The sequence below is a fragment of the Bacillus sp. FSL W8-0848 genome (genome assembly GCF_038007805.1).
GTDB classification, from domain to species: Bacteria; Bacillota; Bacilli; order Bacillales; family Bacillaceae; genus Bacillus; species Bacillus glycinifermentans.
This window is the reverse complement of the sequence record NZ_JBBOYB010000001.1, coordinates 838,687-858,394: the sequence shown is the minus strand read 5'-3', so window position 1 is coordinate 858,394 and position 19,708 is coordinate 838,687. Positions and strand designations below refer to the sequence as shown.

The 19,708-nt window shown below is 45.4% G+C and carries 19 protein-coding genes; 3 read left to right on the top strand and 16 right to left on the bottom strand.

Features of this window, described 5'->3' with window-relative positions:
• Positions 1-63: 63 nt before the first annotated feature.
• From NSQ39_RS04460 to NSQ39_RS04435, 6 genes are all read right to left on the bottom strand, one after another.
• Positions 64-822 (bottom strand): FtsX-like permease family protein, encoded by a 759-nt coding sequence (locus NSQ39_RS04460; RefSeq protein WP_216899055.1) that lies wholly within the window; start codon positions 820-822, stop codon positions 64-66.
• 11 nt (positions 823-833) lie between these two features.
• Positions 834-2,525, bottom strand: coding sequence for an FtsX-like permease family protein (locus NSQ39_RS04455; RefSeq protein WP_175075899.1), 1,692 nt, complete (start codon positions 2,523-2,525; stop codon positions 834-836).
• 110 nt (positions 2,526-2,635) lie between these two features.
• On the bottom strand, positions 2,636-3,349 hold the full coding sequence (locus tag NSQ39_RS04450; RefSeq protein ID WP_231947425.1) for an ABC transporter ATP-binding protein: 714 nt from the start codon (positions 3,347-3,349) through the stop codon (positions 2,636-2,638).
• Positions 3,327-3,746, bottom strand: coding sequence for a hypothetical protein (locus NSQ39_RS04445; RefSeq protein ID WP_046130381.1), 420 nt, complete (start codon positions 3,744-3,746; stop codon positions 3,327-3,329). Before NSQ39_RS04445 ends, NSQ39_RS04450 begins: the two co-directional genes overlap by 23 nt.
• Before the next feature lie 292 nt (positions 3,747-4,038).
• Positions 4,039-5,475 carry an anion permease gene (locus NSQ39_RS04440; RefSeq protein ID WP_175075898.1) on the bottom strand — a complete coding sequence of 479 codons (1,437 nt, stop codon included), beginning with the start codon at positions 5,473-5,475 and terminating at the stop codon, positions 4,039-4,041.
• Positions 5,476-5,574: 99 nt separating this feature from the next.
• Positions 5,575-5,922: a general stress protein gene (locus tag NSQ39_RS04435; RefSeq protein ID WP_046130383.1), complete on the bottom strand. Its 348-nt coding sequence runs from the start codon at positions 5,920-5,922 to the stop codon at positions 5,575-5,577.
• Positions 5,923-6,113: 191 nt separating this feature from the next.
• Here NSQ39_RS04435 and NSQ39_RS04430 point away from each other — a divergent pair, with 191 nt between their 5' ends.
• Positions 6,114-6,479, top strand: coding sequence for a DUF3212 family protein (locus NSQ39_RS04430; RefSeq protein ID WP_175075897.1), 366 nt, complete (start codon positions 6,114-6,116; stop codon positions 6,477-6,479).
• A gap of 56 nt (positions 6,480-6,535) precedes the next feature.
• On the opposite strand, the gene NSQ39_RS04425 is transcribed toward NSQ39_RS04430, so the two are convergent.
• Complete coding sequence (locus tag NSQ39_RS04425) at positions 6,536-7,666, bottom strand: DEAD/DEAH box helicase (protein WP_175075896.1); 1,131 nt, start codon at positions 7,664-7,666, stop codon at positions 6,536-6,538.
• A 142-nt stretch (positions 7,667-7,808) separates the two neighbouring features.
• Here NSQ39_RS04425 and NSQ39_RS04420 point away from each other — a divergent pair, with 142 nt between their 5' ends.
• Positions 7,809-9,365, top strand: coding sequence for an ABC-F family ATP-binding cassette domain-containing protein (locus NSQ39_RS04420; protein ID WP_046130386.1), 1,557 nt, complete (start codon positions 7,809-7,811; stop codon positions 9,363-9,365).
• Between the two features lie 44 nt (positions 9,366-9,409).
• Here NSQ39_RS04420 and NSQ39_RS04415 read toward each other — a convergent pair whose 3' ends face one another.
• The 9 genes from NSQ39_RS04415 to NSQ39_RS04375 form a co-directional block, all read right to left on the bottom strand.
• The gene (locus tag NSQ39_RS04415; RefSeq protein WP_046130387.1) at positions 9,410-10,588 is read right to left on the bottom strand and encodes an MFS transporter; all 1,179 of its coding nucleotides are present in this window, start codon (positions 10,586-10,588) and stop codon (positions 9,410-9,412) included.
• Positions 10,589-10,651: 63 nt separating this feature from the next.
• Complete coding sequence (locus NSQ39_RS04410) at positions 10,652-11,074, bottom strand: MerR family transcriptional regulator (RefSeq protein WP_046130388.1); 423 nt, start codon at positions 11,072-11,074, stop codon at positions 10,652-10,654.
• Positions 11,075-11,177: 103 nt separating this feature from the next.
• Positions 11,178-12,365: a cytochrome P450 gene (locus tag NSQ39_RS04405; protein WP_046130389.1), complete on the bottom strand. Its 1,188-nt coding sequence runs from the start codon at positions 12,363-12,365 to the stop codon at positions 11,178-11,180.
• 1 nt (position 12,366) lies between these two features.
• Entirely contained in the window at positions 12,367-13,386 is a 1,020-nt protein-coding gene (bioB, locus tag NSQ39_RS04400; RefSeq protein WP_046130390.1) for a biotin synthase BioB, read from the bottom strand.
• Positions 13,383-14,090, bottom strand: coding sequence for a dethiobiotin synthase (bioD, locus tag NSQ39_RS04395; protein WP_046130391.1), 708 nt, complete (start codon positions 14,088-14,090; stop codon positions 13,383-13,385). The genes bioB and bioD overlap by 4 nt, the downstream gene beginning before the upstream one ends.
• The gene (bioF, locus tag NSQ39_RS04390; protein ID WP_099047021.1) at positions 14,087-15,223 is read right to left on the bottom strand and encodes an 8-amino-7-oxononanoate synthase; all 1,137 of its coding nucleotides are present in this window, start codon (positions 15,221-15,223) and stop codon (positions 14,087-14,089) included. The genes bioD and bioF overlap by 4 nt, the downstream gene beginning before the upstream one ends.
• A complete protein-coding gene (gene bioA, locus NSQ39_RS04385; protein ID WP_046130393.1) occupies positions 15,213-16,559 on the bottom strand; it encodes an adenosylmethionine--8-amino-7-oxononanoate transaminase in 1,347 nt (448 codons plus the stop codon). The genes bioF and bioA overlap by 11 nt, the downstream gene beginning before the upstream one ends.
• Positions 16,544-17,326, bottom strand: coding sequence for a 6-carboxyhexanoate--CoA ligase (bioW, locus tag NSQ39_RS04380; RefSeq protein ID WP_046130394.1), 783 nt, complete (start codon positions 17,324-17,326; stop codon positions 16,544-16,546). Before bioW ends, bioA begins: the two co-directional genes overlap by 16 nt.
• A gap of 148 nt (positions 17,327-17,474) precedes the next feature.
• Positions 17,475-18,674 carry a GTP-binding protein gene (locus tag NSQ39_RS04375; RefSeq protein ID WP_065894192.1) on the bottom strand — a complete coding sequence of 400 codons (1,200 nt, stop codon included), beginning with the start codon at positions 18,672-18,674 and terminating at the stop codon, positions 17,475-17,477.
• 125 nt (positions 18,675-18,799) lie between these two features.
• Between NSQ39_RS04375 and folE2 the strand changes: the two genes are divergently transcribed.
• Entirely contained in the window at positions 18,800-19,702 is a 903-nt protein-coding gene (gene folE2, locus NSQ39_RS04370; protein WP_046130396.1) for a GTP cyclohydrolase FolE2, read from the top strand.
• Positions 19,703-19,708: the final 6 nt, after the last annotated feature.

Sequence of the window (19,708 nt, the reverse complement as noted above, 5' to 3'; positions counted from 1 at the left end):
TTTGTCACTATACTATCAAGTTTTGTTGATTTTCACCATAGCTCATAAACACTACTTACCAAACTATTCTTCTTTAGCTTTTAAAGCGTCAGAAATACTTATTTTTTTCAATACGAAAAATAAAATAGATAGTGAAATCAAGGATAAAGTGCCTGTAAAAGCAACTGAGTAAAAATAATATTTAAGATAATTATAAATATTATGGTTTTCAGGCATTGAAAATGTAAGAAAAAGAATTATTGTTCCGCTTAAAAGAAACGCTAAAATTAAATAGGTAGTCATTTCAATTATTAGTTCTTTAAAAACTGCTGTGACACTTTTTCCAAAGGCTCGATTAATTGCAATTTCAGCTTGTCTTTGAATGATTCTAGAATAGATTGTTGCAGCTAATGTTAAAACAGAATAAAATGCAGTAACCGTAAATAATATAGTTCCTAATATTGAAAGATAATTTGAAATTGATTCAATCCTCTTATTATCTTCTGTTTCCGAATAATAAAGACTTCCAGGAATTGAGGCCACCATTTGTTTCGTTTTATTAATAATCCCCTTCTTTTTTTGATTAGAAATAGAATGATCAGTATATATTTTCAATTCTTTATAGCCATCAAAAACCCAAAATTTTTTAGCTACTTCTTCATAAATTAAAACTGTAATTCCTTCACGCTCTTGAGAAATTTGATTTTTTTGCATCATGTAAGGAGACAAGATGATTTGTTCTATCTTAAAATCCCAATTTTCAAAAGCTAGTTTTTTTTCATTAGAGGTAAAAGCAATCCTACCAATTTTCACTTCGTCTCCATTTATAATTTTATTATTCATTCCTTTTTGATTTATTTCAGAAAGAAAATAAAGGCTGACCTGGATTTTTTTAATTTCCCAATGGAACTTTCTTCGAAATTATACATGTATTTAAGTTGTTTAAGTTCACTGTCATTCACTAATACAATATCCACATTAGGAATTGGTATAAGATTATTTGGTATTAAATTATCAATTGTATCCTCAGATATCTCAACATTTATATTTTCCAGTTTATAGTTACTCATCCAAGATTTAATGTATGGTGAAAGCTGTTGTTTAGTTAAAAGTAAGGTACTCCCTAGTGAGTTTGGAACTTTATCAATATAAATAATTCCTGGCATGCGTTGAAGATCTTCCACACTTTTATAATCAAAAGAAACAGATTGATTGGTTTCTATTGCATAGCCATTTACATGTTCTTCAGCAGTCAATTGCTTAGATGAAAGTATAAAATCCGGTGTTGTTTCTTCGGGTTTATCAATTATTTCTTCGGAAATTAACTGGGTAAAGAAAAAAATCATGATCGAGAAAGACAGTATCACAATAAATAATATGGAAGATTTCCATCGAAACGCAAGTTGAATCACTAAAGACTTCAATTTAAAAGGAAATTTTTCGATAAATTGATAAACACGGTATCCCTTTACTATAAGAGGATTCCCTTTTAAATTCGTTTGAATTGTTTCTTTGCTTATTTTTTCCGTTAAAATTAATGCTGTTATGCATAATGAAAAAAATAATACGATGAGCCAAATCGTGACGAACAGAGTAGATTCCAGCAGAGGTGAAGAACTATAGCTATCAGTAACATATGTTTGATGATTTAATATCTTTTTCAAGTATGTCCCAACTGGAAAAGATATTAAGAAACTCACTAAAACAATGATGGTAATCTGAAAAAAAACAAGAAGCCTTATATGATGTTTTTTTGCTCCATAAGATCTCAGTATCGCAATTTTTTTTCGGTAATTCTTATAGAAAACCTCAAATATTCGAAAACAGCAGCATAACGAACCGAATATTAGAATAATTGAAAAAAACAAACAGATGTGAAAAATGGTATTATAGTTTTTATATCCTTCATTAAAAAGATTCTCGTTTTCATATAATTGTTCAACACTTGACAAATGCTTTTCGAAATTTTCATTTATTTCTTGTTCGATCCTATCTACATCTTCATTTTGAAGAGAAAAAATAAGACTATTTTGTATATCAATGTGCTTTTTTGCATTAAGTATTGTCGGACTTACAAAGATATTCGGATATGTATTCTTTCCTTTTTCTATATTTATTGGAGTAGACCAATTAGATGAATAGTTATTCACAACACCTACTACTTGGTAATCTTCCTCAATAGCACCTATTTTTAGTTTAACATTCTCTCCAATAACGTCATCTGTTTTAAAAGATTCAGTTAAAAATGATTCAATAGCAATCTCATTTTTGTGTACAGGCATCCTCCCATGTAAAATATGGATATGCCCTAATTCTAAAGCATTTTTGTCAAACCATCCAATAGATGCTCCGATTGCAGAATCATTAAAATCTTCCGTATAACCAACTAAAAAAATTCCTCCTCCTTTTTTTATACTATGTATTCCTTTTAATTCTTTGAACTCCTTTTCATTAAGATTGTTAATTATAGCATGATGTTCACCATATTTTTCATAGGCCTTTTCTTTTGTGTATTTCAGAATTTCTTCTGTCGCACTGTTCACCATAATAAGAAAGACCATAGATATAAAGATAACAAAAACCATTAAATAAGATATTTTTTTCTATGGAACAATGACTTGAAAGCTAATTTAACCCAAAACATATTTCAACACCTTTATAAAGTTTTAACTCGTCCATCTTCAATAAAAAAAAGCTGATCTGGCCTTTCTATCAAGTTTTCTTCGTGTGTAACAATCACTAATGTTTTATCAAATTGTTCACATAGAGAAACTAAAAGTTCAATAACTTTTTTCGCATTTTTTCGATCTAAATTACCAGTAGGCTCGTCCGCAAAAATGATTTCTGGATCATTGGCCATTGCTCTTGCAATAGCGACTCTTTGTTGCTGACCACCTGATAGTTGGAAAGGAAAGGATTTTAACTTGTTTCCAATTCCCAAAATATTTGTCAGTTTTTTAATATCCGAAATGTCTTTTTTCTTTTTATTAATCATTAGAGGGAGAATAATATTATCAAACACTGAAATCTCAGGTATTAAATGATAATTTTGAAAAATGAAACCAAAATTATTGCCTCTAATATTAGCTTGTTCAGCATCATTTAATTTATAAAAATTTTGCTGTTTAAACCATACATGGCCGTTGGTAGGATCCTCCATGCCACCAAGGAGACTCAGCAAAGTTGTTTTCCCTGATCCGCTTTTTCCCAATATTACATTGATTGAACCCTTGCTTATAGAAAGAGTAGTAGGGTGCAACGCATAAAATAATGAAGCACCCTCCCCATATGATTTTGTTACTTGATTTGTCGATATTATAATTCTATTATCTTGTCTCATAATCTTTCTATTGTTTAATCCTTCCTCCACCTTTTATATTAATTCCATAATCTGAATATGTATGCTTCGTAACATTAACTCTGTACGTTCCCGAAGCTACTTTCCCTACATTTTTGCTATAACTTTTTCCTGTGGTTAATCTGCCGGTATTGTAACTAGTAAATATCCCCTTGCTAATTGTTACAGTATATTTATGGGTTTGTGGTAGAGTTTCACCAGTCTCAGCCTTGATAGTTTTTGCATTAGCAGTTATGGTGGTAGATTTATTGCTTAGCTTATGCTTATAGGCTCCAGTTACTGCAGTTCGGATATTGAAAGAATACGGTTCATTATAAGCTAAACTCGCCGTACTAAAGCCGAAAATAAAGACCAAAGCAATAATAGAGAAAGTGACTAATATTTTCTTTCTCCTTAAAAATTTTTTCATAATAATCCCCTCTTCCCATTTTTTAATTTTCTTCTTTTATTGGCCAACTTAAAAAAAAACAGATCTGTCATATATTAGGTTAATATGTAAATCAATATAAGTAAATACAAAAATTGGATTTTTATTATCCTTCATTTGTTTCAAAGAAAAACTCATAAAAAACGGGTTTTATGATAGAGGCCCTAATTCCAAAGCTTTTAATTTAAATGCGTCTCTAGACCATAAATTGTGTATTTCAAATCAACTGTGTCAATATGAACATAAAAAGAAGGACAAGCTCCTGCCCTTCTTTTCACCACATCCCCAGCACCTTCCACCACAGGCCGCCGACAACGAGCCATACCACAAGATGAACTAGCGACAGGATGAAACCGATAAACCACCATTTTCCTTCCGGGATATAGCCGGCACCGAAAAAGACGGGTGCCGCTCCTGCGCCATAGTGTGTCGTACAGCCGAACAGGTTGCTGAAAAACGCGAGGGCGAAGGCCGATAAAAGCGGCGGCGCGCCGGCGGCTACGGTAACGGCGAAAAACGCCGAATACATCGCGCTGATATGGGCGGTTGCGCTGGCAAAGAAATAGTGCGAATAAAAGTAGACGAGAATTAACACGAGGAAGGCTGTCATCCATGGGAAACCTGAAACAAAAGACTTCATCATATCGCTGAACCAGCCGACCATTCCGAGCGTATTCAAAAAGGACGCAAGCATGAGGAGAGTCGCAAACCATATAAGCGTATCCCATGCACCCTGCTCCTTTTTAATATCGTCCCATGTCAGCACCTGTGTCAAAAATAAGACTGACAAACCGATCAAAGCCGTCGTCGTGGCGTCTATATTGGCGCGGCTTCCGAATATCCACAGAAAAAGGACGAGGAAGAAGACGATGACCATGAACAATTCTGATCGTTTAAAAGGTCCCATTTCCTTCAGCTTGTTTGTCGCAATGCCCGCAGCGTCCGGTGTTTCTTTAATTTCGGGCGGGTACAATTTATAAATGACAAGCGGCGTAACGATCAGGCTCACGATTCCGGGAACGATCGAAGCAAGCGCCCAGCTTGTCCAGGTCATATTCACTCCCGCCACATCATGTGCGAGTTTTGCGACTAATGGATTCGCCGCCATCGCCGTCAAGAACATCGCAGACGTAATCAGATTTCCTTGAAAGCCGACTTTCAGCAAAAAGGCCCCAATTTTCCGCTCTGTGCCGTTGTCCGGCGTTGAACCGAACGTTTCCGACAAAGAATGGATAATCGGAAAAATGATGCCTCCCGCTCTAGCAGTATTGCTGGGGATGGCGGGTGCGAGAATCAAATCGCTGAAAAGCAGCGAATACGAGAGCCCGAGTGTTTTTTTGCCGAACACCCTGACAAACATATAGGCGATTCTCGCTCCAAGGCCTGTTTTAATAAAACCGCGGGAAATGAAAAACGCAATGACGATCAGCCAAATCGTTTTATTTCCAAATCCGCTCAGCGTCTCTTCAATTGACAGCGTTCCGGTGAGAGCCGTGACCGCCAGGGCGAATATAGCGATCGATCCCATCGGCAAAGGCTTGGATATGAAGCCGATAATCGTCGCCACAAATATCGCGAATAAATGCCACGCTTTCGGGTGCAGTCCGGCGGGCACCGGTATGAACCAGATGATGATTCCGGCTGCAATCGTGATGATCAACGGAATGAAGCGAACTTCCGGTTTCTTTTCCGGATCTTTTTCTTTTGTCACGACATATTTCCTCCTATAGATCTGTATTTCTTTTTACTTTGCCCTTTTCTCACCGGTTCATGAAAAAAAATAAGCTGCCGACACAGTCGGCAGCCTGTCTTAAACCCAGGATTTCACTTTATCATGATCGGTTACAAACAGGAGCACTTTTCCTTCATCAAGGTGCTTTTCGAACTGTTCCGCTTCCTGTTTTGAAAAGCCGATTTCATGAATTTTATTGCGAAGTTCATCTCCCTTTTTATTGAAGAAATTCCCCACCGCATGTTTGATGCCTGTCTCCTCTGCACCGATCGTATTGGCGTCCGCGTTTTCCGCAATTCTTTCCGTCCTGTCGTCATCATGTGAAAGAACGTATATGTCCTCTCTGGCGACGCCGATCTCCTTGAGTTCGTTGATATCCTTCATCAGCTTTTCATCATTTGTATATTCCCTTACAACTGGTTTCATCTAAAATCTCCTCCTTTGTTGCATGTTGTAGTTATGACTTACCCCATCGGCACCCGGTTAAACAACGAAATGCGCTGCGTGACATTCTTGTATCAATATTACATTTGTTATAGATTTTCAGAAAATATGTTTGTTATCGGATTCGTTTAGGTACAGTAAAAGAAGATCAATCGAAAATGGGGTGATTCCGCTTGAATTATTTTTCGCCGGAACAGCAATACAACGCATGGATCATCAGCGATTTGCTCAAACAAATTTTCCTATTGGAAGGTCATGAAGACTCGGATACCCACCTTTTTGAAACCTTTGCGGCCCAACGGTTCGGCATCAATGTTGATTTTATCTTTTCGATCATCATGAACATCGGCGATCCCGAAGAGCGAACGGCCGGCAGCACGGAAGACATCCTGGCTTCATATCTGTTCACCCTGCTTCCTTTTGTCACAAAGGACATGCTTAACGACTCCAAGGAAAACGCCAATCAATACCTCTTAAATACAAGGGATGCAGACGTATATCACCTTTTCCTCCCTGAATCGGTCCTCCTCAGACGCTGAATCCGTAAAAAGCGGCCATGCCTGAAAACATAAAAAAGAGGGGCTTTTTAGGCCCCCTATTTTTCGATGATTTGTCCTCTCTCATATACAATTTTCTGAAGGCGGATTCCGAGCTTTTTCGCTAGCTTTTTCAGCCGCTCTGCTTCGCCGCGGGTCACAAGGCTGATGACCGTTCCTTCGCTTCCGGCTCTACCCGTTCTTCCCGAGCGGTGGATATAGCCTTCTTCATTCGGCAAATCGGCATGAATGACATATGGCAGCTGCTGAATGTCGATGCCGCGCGCCGCGATGTCGGTTGCCAAAAGCAGGTTAAACTCGCCTGCTTCAAACGCCTTGAGAATGTTCGCCCGTTCGAGCTTTTTCGCTTCACTGTGCAGGACTCCGACATCGACATGGTGATAAGCCAATTTTTCGGCGTACACGCTTAAATTGCCGATGTCTTTCACGAACACGAGAGCCTGCATTCCCTTGAGCCTTGAAAACTTTTGCAGAATTTTGATTTTATCGCGCTGGTCGCAGACGAGAAATTGGTGCTTGATTTTTGCCGCTTCTTCACTCTTTCTTTTCACCCTGATCAGTTCAGCGTCTTTCGTCATCCCGCGGAGCTCGCGTTCGGCATCCTCTTTTAACGTCGCTGAAAAGCAGACAAGCTGCCTGTCGCGCAGCGTCGATTTGATGATGCTTTGAATCGTGCCGCGGTGCTCAAGTGTAAGAAGATGGTCCGTCTCATCAAGGACGATCGTTTTTACTTCATGCATCTTCAGCTTTTTCATCTTGATCAGCTCGAGCACCCGCCCCGGCGTGCCGGCAATAATGTGCGGATGTTTTTTCAGCTTTTCCTGCTGCTTCTTTATATTGGCTCCTCCGATGAATGAAGCGGCTCTGATGTCAGACCCCTTTTTCCACTCAACGATGACGTCAAAAATCTGCATGACGAGCTCGCGGGAAGGGGCAAGGATTACAGCCTGGACGTTTTTTTGACCGGCGTCCAGTTTTTCCAATACAGGCAGTATGTAAGCGAGCGTTTTTCCCGTTCCGGTCGGCGATTCGGCGATCACGTCGCGCCCGTCCAAAATAAGCCCGGCCGTGCTTTTTTGAACATCGGTCGGTTCACGGAAGCCCGACGCCTCCCAATTTTCCTTAATAAACGGTTTTGCTTTATTTAAAAATGGCCATTTTTCTGTCATGTTTTTCTCCTTTATTCTCAGGTTGATCCTGTTCCTAGTATCTCAAAACGGAAGCGGCTTCGCAATTTTTCTTTTACCTTGCCCCCGGCAGTCCGGTATAATCGTAAAGAACGGTTTTATCATATATTCCGAGGTGCAAAACATGAGTTTATTATCGGTAACAAAGCTAAGCCACGGTTTTGGCGACCGGGCGATCTTTCAAGATATATCCTTTCGCCTGCTGAAAGGCGAACACGTCGGCCTCATCGGCGCTAACGGCGAGGGCAAATCGACGTTTATGAACATCATCACGGGCAAGCTCGAACCTGATGAAGGTAAAGTGGAATGGTCAAAAAAAGTCCGCGTCGGCTACCTTGACCAGCATACCGTTCTCGAGCGCGGACAGACGATCCGCGATGTGCTGAGAAACGCTTTTCATTATTTATTTGCAATGGAAGAAGAAATGAACGCCATTTACGGCAAAATGGGAGAGGCTGATCCCGACGAGCTTGAGAAGCTGCTTGAAGAAGTCGGGACGATCCAGGACGCCCTGACGAACAACGATTTTTACGCAATTGATGCAAAGGTCGAAGAGATTGCCCGCGGCCTCGGGCTCCATGACCTTGGGCTTGACCGGGATGTCACCGATTTAAGCGGAGGCCAGCGGACGAAAGTGCTGCTTGCCAAGCTGCTGCTTGAAAAACCCGACATTCTCCTATTGGACGAGCCGACGAACTACCTGGATGAACAGCATATCGAGTGGCTGAAACGCTATTTGCAGGATTACGAAAACGCGTTTATTTTGATTTCGCACGATATTCCGTTTCTCAACAGCGTCATCAATCTTATCTATCATGTCGAAAACCAGCAGCTGACCCGCTATGTCGGCGACTACAACCAATTCCGCGAAGTGTATGAAGCGAAAAAACAGCAGCTTGAAGCGGCCTATAAAAAGCAGCAGCAGGAAATTTCAGAGCTTAAAGATTTCGTCGCCCGCAACAAAGCGCGGGTCAGCACGCGCAATATGGCGATGTCACGGCAGAAAAAACTCGATAAGATGGACATGATCGAACTGCCGTCGGAAAAACCGAAGCCTGAGTTCCGCTTTAAACAGGCTAGAACGTCCGGCAAGTTGATCTTTGAAACGAAAGACCTCGTCATCGGCTATGATGAGCCGCTGTCCCGCCCGCTCAATCTGAAAATGGAGCGCGGCCAAAAAATCGCCCTGTACGGTGCGAACGGCATCGGAAAAACGACTTTGCTGAAAAGCCTGCTCGGCGAAATCCGCCCTTTGTCAGGAGAAGTCGAACGGGGCGAATACCTTCATATCGGCTATTTTGAACAGGAAGTAAAAGATGAAGGCCACAACACCTGCATCGATGAGGTGTGGAACGAATTCCCTTCCTTTACGCAATACGAAGTCAGGGCTGCTCTGGCAAAATGCGGCTTGACGACAAAGCATATCGAAAGCCGGGTCTCCGTTTTAAGCGGAGGAGAAAAAGCGAAGGTCAGACTGTGCAAACTCATCAATGCGGAAACAAACCTTCTCGTTCTCGACGAACCGACGAATCACCTGGATGTTGAAGCGAAGGAAGAATTAAAAAGAGCTCTCAAGGAATACAAAGGCTCGATCCTTCTTATCTCCCACGAACCCGAATTTTATACGGAGATTGCGACAGATACGTGGAACTGTGAATCATGGACGACGAAAGTGCTGTAAAGCAAAAAAAGCTTGTCTCCTTTTAAAGGAAACAAGCTTTTTCCTTAATGTCCGGCTTTGATGTTTGCCAAATGGCGGCGGCCGCCGATTAAGACCGCCATGCCGATCAGCACCGCGATACAGCCGGCAACATAAGGCGCATGTGCATTATAATGGTCGGCCAGCACACCTGCAAGCCACGGCGCGATCGCCCCGCCGATAAAACGGATTGAACTGTACGCAGATGAAGCGACTGACCGTTCGACAGGCGCTGCTCCCATCACAGCGGTCGTCAGGATCGTATTGACCATTCCTAAAATACCGCCGCCGATCACGATGAACGCGATGACTAGAGCCATGTAATCCGTCCAGATGGCAAGCGCCAGCAGATCTGCCGCAAACAAGACGAACAGCAGGATGAGGGAGCGGACGGTTCCCAAAGCACGCTCTACCGCCGGTGCGGTAAACACGGACGTGATCGCGAGAAACAGTCCCCAGCCGAAAAAGACGTATCCGAGGCCCCTCTCATTTAAATCAAGAACAAACGGAGAATACGCAAGCAGCGTAAAAAAGCCGAAGTTATATAAAAAGGCGGCGCTCGAAAGCGTAAATAGCCCCTTGTAACGCAGCGCCCGTATCGGAGCGCCGATGGAAATTTTCTTTTGCGGCTTCGGGATGGCCGGCAGTAGAATAAGAATCGCAAGCAATGCGACTGTCATTAAAATGGATACTCCGAAAAACGGCGCCCTCCATGAAATCGTTCCAAGCTCTCCGCCGGCAAGGGGACCTACAGAAATCCCCAAGCCGAGAGCCGCTTCATACAGGATGATCGCTTTTGCGCTTCCCCCTGTCGCCACACTGACGATAACGGCAAGAGCGGTTGAAATGAACAAGGCGTTGCCGAGGCCCCATCCGCCCCGGAAGCCGACAAGCTGAGCAATCGAATGGGAAAATCCGCCCAACGCGGCAAAAATAATAATCAAAATGAGACCTGATATCAATGTCTGCTTTGCACCGATCCGGCTCGAAATCGCTCCGGACAAAATCATCGCAAAGCCTGTCACAAGCAGATAGCTTGTAAATAAAAGCGAAACCTGGCTGGGAGACGCGTGCAGCTGCGCTGCAATCGCCGGAAGAATCGGATCGACCAGCCCGATGCCCATAAACGAAATAACGCAGGCAAACGCTACGGCCCAAACCGCTTTCGGCTGTTTAAAAAAACCTGAATTCTGTTGTTTCTCCATCAATGAATCATACCTTTCTTTCCATAAAAACAAACGCTATGTATATAGCGTTTTCCGTTTGGTTTAATCAATGTGTTCCAGCGCATGACGGGCTTTTTTTCGCATGCCCTCCAAGCGCTCCTTGAACGATTGAAATTTTTCGATCTTTTCGTCAATCATTCGCATTTGTTCGTCCAGCATATGCTGGATGTCTTCGAGCTTTTCTTTCCTTTCCTTCTTATCCAATGACAAAAGATAGCCTTCTTTATGCATTTCCAGGTGCTTGCTCGTTTCCATGAACTGCTGCAGCTCTTGCAGGGAAAATCCCAATACTTCCTTGGCGCTGATTACCCGTTCGAGCTCTTCCAGGTCGTCTTCGGAATAAAGGCGGACACCGCCTTCCGTCCGCTTCGGCGAAGAGAGAAGGCCGATTTCTTCGTAAAAACGGATCGTTCTTTTCGTCAAACCGCTGCGCTTTGCCATTTGGTCGATTTTCATCCAATTCACGTCAATATCCCCCCGTTGCCTCTTTTCCTTTCTTATTATACACCTTTCAGACTTTTACGTAAACGTTAAGTTTTATATGTAAAAAAAGGGGGCTATGCCCCTTCTAATTCAGGATAACCGGCAAACTGGCGAGCGCTCTAAATCCCAATAGCCTGCGGTATTGAACGGCGGAGCCTGCTAGCCGAAGCCCGGGTGCCCGCTCTAAAAGCGCTTGAATCGCAATTTGCGCTTCAAGCCGCGCCAATGAAGAGCCCGGACAAACATGAGCTCCGTACCCAAAGGCAAGATGCGGATTCGGATGTCTTTCAATATCGAGTACATGGGGATGATCGAAGACGTTCGGGTCGCGGTTTGCCGCGCCTAATAGAATATAGACCTGCTCTCCTTTTCTGATGACGTGTCCATTGATGCCGCAGTCTTCTGAAGCGGTTCGGGCCGTCAGCTGGGTCGGGCTTTCATAGCGCAAAAACTCCTCGACTGCAGATGTGATCAGCTCCGGATTTTCCTTCAGTGCACCGAGCTGTGCGGGATGCTTCATTAATGAAAGCAGTCCATTGCTGATGAGGTTTACCGTTGTCTCGTGTCCGGCGATGACGAGCAATACACACGTCGCAAGCACTTCCTCCTCAGTCAGCTTCCCGGCGCTGATGAATGTTGTGATCAAGTCATCCTGCGGAACGGCTTTTCGTTTGCTGATCAAGTCCCTGACATATGCCGTCAGCCTGGATGCGGTATCGCTTCCTTTGACAAGCGTCTGTCGGGAGCGTGTAAAATCAATGGTCTCAATTAAATTCGCCGTCCATTGTCTAAATTGATGCCTCTCCTCTTTCGGCACTCCGAGGATGCGGGCGATGACGAGGCTTGCCAACGGAAACGCGAATTGTGAGACGATATCCGCGGTTGTCCCGGTTTGCAGCTGATCAAGCAGCTCATCAGCGGCTTCTTTTATAAAAGGGCGCAAAACATCTGCCGCCTTCGGCGTAAACTCTTTGCCGACAAGCGTTCGCATCCGCTTATGGTCTGAGTCGTTTTTGAATAGGAGCATATTTTGCTGTACATTTTTTAGAGCTTCGTATTTTGTTGACGTTTCCGGAAGGGGGATGCGGTTTTTAAATCTGGCGTCTTTAAAAATCGTCATCGCTTCATTGTGTCCTGTAACATACCAGCCCGGCTGCTTCAATACCGTTCCTTTATAAACGGGATCAATGGACCGCAGCTTATCGTAAAAAGGATAGGGCTCTCTCCAAAAATCCCGATCAATACCTAAGACGGAATCCAGCTCTGTTGTCATGTCATGCCTCCTTGCCTGACGCCGTCTGCAAACCGGCTTTCATTTCTTCCACCGATTCGATTTCAAATCCTGCATCCCTCAGCATCTTTTGATCTTCTGTTTCCTCCTGACCCGCCGTCGTTAAATAATCGCCGACGAAAATCGAATTGGCGGCATACAGCCCCAATGGCTGAAGCGAACGGAGGTTGACTTCCCTGCCTCCGGAAATGCGGATTTCCTTTGTCGGATTGATGAAACGGAACAATGCCAAAACTTTCAAACAATAAAGCGGATGAAGTTCGTTCACACCTTCCAGCGGGGTACCGTCAATGGCGTGCAAAAAATTGACCGGGATCGAATCGGCATCGAGCGCTTTTAAGCTTTTCGCCATGTCGACCACATCCTGCTTCGTCTCCTTCATGCCGACAATGACACCCGAACACGGAGACATGCCCGACTGTTTGGCCGTCTCTACCGTACTGACCCGATCATCGTATGTATGCGAGGTCGTGATGTTTGAATGATTGCGTTTCGACGTGTTGATATTGTGGTTGTACCTGTCAACGCCGGCTTCTTTGAGGCGCTGTGCCTGCTCCGGCTTTAAGATGCCAAGACATGCGCACACTTTTAAACCGTATGTTTCTTTAATGTCTTTGACGGCTGCAGCGACTTGATCGATTTCCCGGTTTGACGGGCCTCTGCCGCTGGCGACGATACAGTACGTTCCTATATTTAAATCGTGAGCCCGCTTTGCGCCTTCAAGCAATGTGCTTTTGTCGACCATCCGGTAAGACTCGATCGACGCTTTTGAGATCGCAGACTGTGAACAGTAGCCGCAGTTTTCCGGACAAAGGCCGGATTTTGCATTCATGATCATATTGAGCTTCACTTTTTTTCCGTAATAACGTTTTCGAATGTGAAAAGCGGCATGCATCAATAACAGAATGTCTTCATCAGGACATTCCAAGATCTGAAGTGCCTCATTGTCTGTCAATTCCTCTCCGTCCAACACTCTTTCAGCAAGATCCATCCACTGATTCATCTTTTCGCCCCCGTTTGTATTTGATTCATCATAAAAGGAATATCAATATGGCCCTCTGCCATTTTTTCAATGTTCTCTGCCGCTGCATCTGCAAGCCTTGGTGTTACGCCTAAAATCGGCACGCCGCATAATGCTTCGATCATCTCCGGATTGGTTTGTTCATCAAGACCCGGTCGGCTGCTGATTCCGTTGATGACGATGCCGATTACGTGAAGCCCCGTGCTTTTCGCATATTGAACGGTTAAGAACGTATGGTTTATCGTCCCAAGATCAGGCCTTGCCACAATGACAACCGGCAGATTCAGCGCTTTGATCGCATCGCTGACCAAAAAATCCTTTCCGAGCGGCACCGCGATGCCGCCTGCTCCTTCGACGATGAAATAGTCGTGATGATCTTTTATCGCTTTCCAATGATTGATGAGCTCTTCGATGCCGGCGGTCTTTCCTTCCAGCTTTGCGGCGGCGTACGGAGCAAGCGGCTCTTTATATTCAAAAGGCGTGATGTCTTCGTATGTGAGAGATGTTTGCGACGCCCGCTTCAACATGGCTGTATCGCTTTCCGGATGGGTGCGCGATATCCCGCTCAAAAACGGCTTAAACACCCCGACATCGAACTTTTGCTTTTTTAATGCGGCGGCAATTCCGCAAGATATGATCGTTTTCCCTACACCCGTGTCAGTTCCCGTTACAAAAAAACCCTTCATTTTACGATTTTCATCCCTTTTCCGATAAAATAAAACCATTTCAGCAAATCGGCTATTTCGCTTTGGCTGCGGTTTGCAGTGACCGTCAGCCTGATCCGGCTTTCGCCTTCCGGAACCGTCGGCGGGCGGATCGCCGGCGCAAAAATCCCCTTTTCCTCAAGGAGTTTCGCAAATAAAACGGCTTTTTGGGCATCTCCGATGATGACGGGGATAATCGGCGTATCCGCTCCTTTTACCGTAAACCCCATATTCTCCAGACCCGTTCTTATTGTTTTTGCAGACGACCTTAACCTCCGCCGTTTATCGCGGCTGTCTTCGATGAGCTCCAACGCCGTATACGCAGCTGCACAGCTCGACGGCGGGACGGCTGTCTGAAAGATAAACGTCCTGGCATGATTGAGCAAAAAATCAACAAGTACGTTCGAACCAGCGGCAAACCCGCCTTCTGCACCGGCGGCTTTACTTAGCGTGCCGATCTCGACATCAGGGCTCGCGCCGAAATATTCGCACGTTCCCCTTCCGTTTTCCCCAAGCACGCCCGTTGCGTGTGCATCATCGACAATAACGAAAGCCTGATAGCGCTTTGCGAGCGGGATGATCCGGTCGAGAGGCGCGATCGTTCCGTCCATGCTGAATACGCCGTCTGTTACGATAAAACGCCTGTTGTACCTCTGCGCCGCTGCCAGCTTTTTTTCAAGATCGCTTATATCGATGTGCTGATAAACGACCGTGTCGGCTTTTGAGAGGCGGCACCCGTCGATGATGCTCGCATGGTTGTGCCGGTCGCTCAATATGACGTCCCCTTTTTCAGGCAATGAAGAAAGCACGCCGATGTTCGCCAAATATCCGCTTGAAAACAAGAGGGCCGCTTCCGTCTGTTTAAAGCCGGCAATTTTCCGCTCCAGTTTTTCGTGCCAAGTCGTGTTGCCTGCCGTTAACCGCGATCCGCCGCTGCCTGTTCCCTGATGAAGCGCCGTCTTTGCGGCCGATATCAGCCGGCTGTCATTGGCCAGACCTAAGTAATCATTGGATGCCCAATTCTTCTCGCCGCAACCCTCCGGCCGCAGCGTGCGGTAAAGCCCTGCTGATTTTGTTTTGTCCAGCCGCCGGGTTAACCACTCATCAAAGTTCACCGCTTGTAACCTCATCGATCGCTTCTTTCATGATGGACACCATCGCTTCAAGCTGCTCGGTTGTGCTCGCAAGCGGCGGCAGAAATGCGACAACATCCCCGAGCGGCCGTGTCAGCATGCCAAGCTCCCTCATTTTCAACGAAACCTGATACCCGACCCGCTTTTCGGGAGGGTAAGGCCGCTTTGTTTCCTTTGACTGGACAAGCTCTATCCCGCACATAAAGCCGAGCTGCCGGATATCGCCGACATGGGGGAGCGCCTCCAAGGTACGGAGGAATCCGCGAAGGGCTTCCGATTTTTCGGCGACTTGTTCAACGATTTGTTCAGATTCAAACAAGCGCAAATTTTCGATCGCAACCGCGCAGCCAAGCTGATTCCCCGTATAGGAGTGGCCGTGGAAAAACGTTTTTAGCGTTTCATAGTCGTCGTAGAATGCTCTATAAATTTCTTCTGTTGCGAATGTAACGGCTATCGGCAAGTAGCCTCCGGTAATCCCTTTCCCTGCTGCCATGAGGTCAGGCTGAACGCCTTCATGCTCACAGGCAAACATTTTTCCGGTGCGGCCAAACCCCGTTGCCACTTCATCGACAATCATTAACACGTCATACGCCGTGCAGAGCTCGCGAACGCCGGCCAAAAACCCTTCAGGCATCACGATCATGCCAGACGCTCCTTGAACCATCGATTCGATCGACAGTGCCGCTATCTCCTCGTGATGCTCTTTCAGCAGCTCTTTGAGTTCGTTCAGGCATTCATCGCGGCACTCGTCAGGGCCTGGGCTTTCGGAACGGTATACATAAGGAACCCGCGCCTTGAAGCTTTCAAACATGAGCGGTCCGTAGACATGATGAAAAAGCTCGATCGAACCGACGCTGACGGCGCCGATCGTATCTCCGTGATACCCGTTTCGCATCGAGATGAACTTTTGCTTTTCGGGTTTTCCTATATTTTTCCAATATTGAAACGCCATTTTCAAGGCGATTTCCATCGCTTCAGCGCCGCTGTCGGAATAAAAAACGCGAGTAAGCTTTTCAGGGCTTATCTTGATTAAAGTTTCGGCAAGCTCTGTCGCCGGAACATTCGTCATCCCAAGCAATGTAGAATGGGCGATTTTGTCGAGCTGTTTTTTAACCGCCTCATCCAATTCCTTTTTGCGGTGTCCGTGTACATTGAGCCAGACTGAAGAAAATCCGTCATAGTATTCCTTGCCGTTTATATCTTTTAGCATGATGCCGTTTCCGCTTTCGATGATGAGCGGGTTTTCATCATAGTCTTTCATCTGTGTAAAAGGCAGCCAAAGATACATTTTGCTTTTTTCGATTAATGACAGTTCCATGCTTCCCCTCCTGCTTGAATAAACAAAGGCTTTTTTTCCAAATAGCTGATGCAATCGTTCAAATCGGCCGATCCATCGACGAAAAAAACGCGGCAGCCGCTTTCGTCTCCATACTCTTTCATCTTTGTAATCCGCTGGTAGCCGAGCTTTTCGCCGGCGACGTAGCCGGCTATGTAATCAGGGTCATCCGACCAGCACAATTCGGCGATGACGGCCGGGTGCCCGCATACCTTTGTCGCCAGTGCGAGCGCTTCTTTTATTCGTGAATTCAGCGGGACTCTGCAACAGGCCGCCCATTCTCTAAAATCGGCGTCAGGCCAATCCATCCGCGAAACACGTACGCCTTTTTCCTTTCTTTCGTCAACCCGCTTTCCGGAGCGGACGTCAAGCAATACAGCGCCTCTTACTTCTGAGAATTCGTCGATGCGCTGAAACGCTTTTTCAATGACATTTACCGGAATGCCTGCTTGCTGCAGAAGCTCCGCGGCAAGCGCTTTTCCGTTTTCTGCTGAATTCGCTTCGTTTGTTTCAATTTTCAAAGGATGAATCGCTCTTATCGGTTCGTTAACACATTCAAACTGAATTTGCATAAAGTCCGGTTTTCCTCTTGAATGAGACAAGCCTTTATCCAATAAAGCATTGACCGCATCCTTCAAACCGCTGAAAGTCGAGAGCCTCTCTCCTCCTGATATGTGCTTGCCCCCTACTTCATGGGAGCCGTTTTGGGAAGCCCTCATTCTCACGCTGTAATACGTTTCCCCTTGCATTCTTTCACCCCTTATATGTTAACTTTATTCGAATTTAAGTTAACATTATAGATAGAATATTAGTATTCCTTTCCTCATATGTCAATGCAAGCAGAAAAAAAGGCAAAAGAGGACGGGATGTTCCTCTTTTGCCTTTTGGCTTCTTTGTTTATGCTTTTTGAATCACCCAATCAAACGGATCAGGCAGTAATGACCAATCATCCGCCATCTCGGAATCTGTCAGCAGGCATCGGTCCGCTTCGGCTGAAATCTCTTCAGGCGAAAGGTCGATTCCGATAAAGACGAGCTTTGTGTGGCGGTCGCCGAATTCGGCATCCCAATCTTGTAAAACCTCTGGCTCTTCCTTTAAGATTCGTTCCCGCTCCTGCTTCGGCAATGCTGCCACCCAGTACGAGACCGGCTCAAGACTGGCGGACGGACCGGCCTGAGACATTAATAGGGCAAGGTCGTTCCTCGTCGCGCACCAGGCAATTCCTTTCGCTCTGACAACGTTTTCCGAAAGCGTTTGGATCCAGTTATAAAACCGCTCTGTGTGAAAAGGACGGCGCGCTTCATACACGAAGGAAGAAATCCCGTATTCCTCAGTCTCAGGCGTATGCTGCTCATGCCCCTGATTTAATTCCCTTAACCACCCCGCCGAACTGCTTGCCTTCTCAAAATCAAACAATCGTGTATTCAAAATCTCTCCCGGATCCACTTCCCCCTTGACCGCCCGGATGATTTTCGCACCAGGCTGCAACGTTCTCAGCACTTTCTCCAGCTTTGCCAGCTCTTCTTGAGAAACAAGATCGCATTTATTCAAAATCAGTACATCGCAAAATTCGATCTGGTCAATGAGGAGATCGGCAATATCACGCTCATCCTCTTCGCCGACGGCTTCTTTCCTGTCCAGCAGGCTGTCCCCTGACTGAAAGTCGTGCCAAAAACGATTGGCGTCGACAACCGTGACCATCGTATCCAACCGGCAAAACCGGGTTAAATCGATGCCCAGTTCTTCATCGATGTAGGAAAAGGTTTGCGCGACCGGAATCGGCTCGCTGATTCCGGTCGACTCGATCACGATATAATCGATATTCCCCTGTTTAGCGAGCTTTTCGACCTCCACCAACAAATCTTCTCTCAGCGTGCAGCAGATGCAGCCGTTCGACATTTCGACCAGCTTTTCATCCGTCCTTGAAAGGCCTCCGCCCTGCTTGACCAGTCCGGCGTCGATGTTCACTTCACTCATGTCATTGACGATGACGGCAACCTTCAGGCCCCGGCGGTTTTGCAGTATGTAATTCAGCAAAGTCGTTTTGCCCGCCCCGAGGTATCCGCTTAAAACCGTTACAGGAATTTTATTGTTCATGCTGATTCTCCTTTTCAAATCGTAATTATTACGTTTTATTAATCAGACTACTTGATTTTATCACAGCGTTCCTTCAAAATAAATAGGAATTATTACGATTTATTTCAATGAAAGGAGCTTTTTCAATGGAACATCCCCTTCAATTACCGGCAAAACCGGAACGTCACCGCCTCTTCGGATCTGTCGAGGCGGTAAAAGGAACGAAGCCAACCGTTAAAGAACAAATGAAAGATATACAAAATACGCCGAACGATTATTTATTTGACATTGATCAGGTCGGCGTTACAAACATTTCCCACCCGATCCGCATCACATCGGCAGTCAAGCCGTTTTCCCAGACGACGATCGGTTCATTTTCGTTAACGACTCATCTTGCGCGCAGCAGGAAAGGCATCAACATGAGCCGGCTGACTGAACAATTACAGCGATACCATGCAGAAAACTGGATCGTCGGGCTTGATTCACTGAAAGACTTTACGAAGGAACTGGCGGTCAACATGGAGCAGCAAGGGGCAGCAGTGTCTCTCTCATTTCCATGGTATTTTGAGCGGCTCAGCCCAGAACTCAAAGTTCCCGGGCTGATGCACGCCGATATACATATGAATGTTTCGTATCATGAAAAAGAGGGCTGGACTGGGACAGTTGGCATCACGGCCAAAGCTGCGACACTTTGCCCCTGCTCAAAAGAAATCAGCGAGTACGGCGCCCACAATCAGCGCGGCGTCATCAAGATCACAGCGCACATCAATGACAGGGCCGCCATGCCGGAAGATTTCAAAACGGAGCTTCTCGCCGCAGCCGAAACCAATGCAAGCGCGAAGCTTTACCCCGTCTTAAAAAGACCCGACGAAAAGAAAGTAACAGAACAGGCTTACGAGAATCCGAGATTTGTAGAAGACGTCATCCGCTTAACAGCTGCTGACTTATACGAAATGGACTGGATCTCCGCTTTTGAAATCGAAAGCCGCAATGAGGAATCGATTCACCTGCACGATGCCGCCGCGCGGCTGTCGTACTCGAAAATATAAATTGAG

What these genes read in the sequence shown, in the direction of transcription:
- NSQ39_RS04460 (WP_216899055.1), bottom strand. Translation starts at nt 822, where the DNA reads ATGAATAATAAAATTATAAATGGAGACGAAGTGAAAATTGGTAGGATT.
- NSQ39_RS04455 (WP_175075899.1), bottom strand. Translation starts at nt 2,525, where the DNA reads ATGGTGAACAGTGCGACAGAAGAAATTCTGAAATACACAAAAGAAAAG.
- NSQ39_RS04445 (WP_046130381.1), bottom strand. Translation starts at nt 3,746, where the DNA reads ATGAAAAAATTTTTAAGGAGAAAGAAAATATTAGTCACTTTCTCTATT.
- NSQ39_RS04435 (WP_046130383.1), bottom strand. Translation starts at nt 5,922, where the DNA reads ATGAAACCAGTTGTAAGGGAATATACAAATGATGAAAAGCTGATGAAG.
- NSQ39_RS04425 (WP_175075896.1), bottom strand. Translation starts at nt 7,666, where the DNA reads ATGACAGAAAAATGGCCATTTTTAAATAAAGCAAAACCGTTTATTAAG.
- NSQ39_RS04420 (WP_046130386.1), top strand. Translation starts at nt 7,809, where the DNA reads ATGAGTTTATTATCGGTAACAAAGCTAAGCCACGGTTTTGGCGACCGG.
- NSQ39_RS04415 (WP_046130387.1), bottom strand. Translation starts at nt 10,588, where the DNA reads ATGGAGAAACAACAGAATTCAGGTTTTTTTAAACAGCCGAAAGCGGTT.
- NSQ39_RS04405 (WP_046130389.1), bottom strand. Translation starts at nt 12,365, where the DNA reads ATGACAACAGAGCTGGATTCCGTCTTAGGTATTGATCGGGATTTTTGG.
- bioB (WP_046130390.1), bottom strand. Translation starts at nt 13,386, where the DNA reads ATGAATCAGTGGATGGATCTTGCTGAAAGAGTGTTGGACGGAGAGGAA.
- bioD (WP_046130391.1), bottom strand. Translation starts at nt 14,090, where the DNA reads ATGAAGGGTTTTTTTGTAACGGGAACTGACACGGGTGTAGGGAAAACG.
- bioA (WP_046130393.1), bottom strand. Translation starts at nt 16,559, where the DNA reads ATGGAACTGTCATTAATCGAAAAAAGCAAAATGTATCTTTGGCTGCCT.
- bioW (WP_046130394.1), bottom strand. Translation starts at nt 17,326, where the DNA reads ATGCAAGGGGAAACGTATTACAGCGTGAGAATGAGGGCTTCCCAAAAC.
- NSQ39_RS04375 (WP_065894192.1), bottom strand. Translation starts at nt 18,674, where the DNA reads ATGAACAATAAAATTCCTGTAACGGTTTTAAGCGGATACCTCGGGGCG.
- folE2 (WP_046130396.1), top strand. Translation starts at nt 18,800, where the DNA reads ATGGAACATCCCCTTCAATTACCGGCAAAACCGGAACGTCACCGCCTC.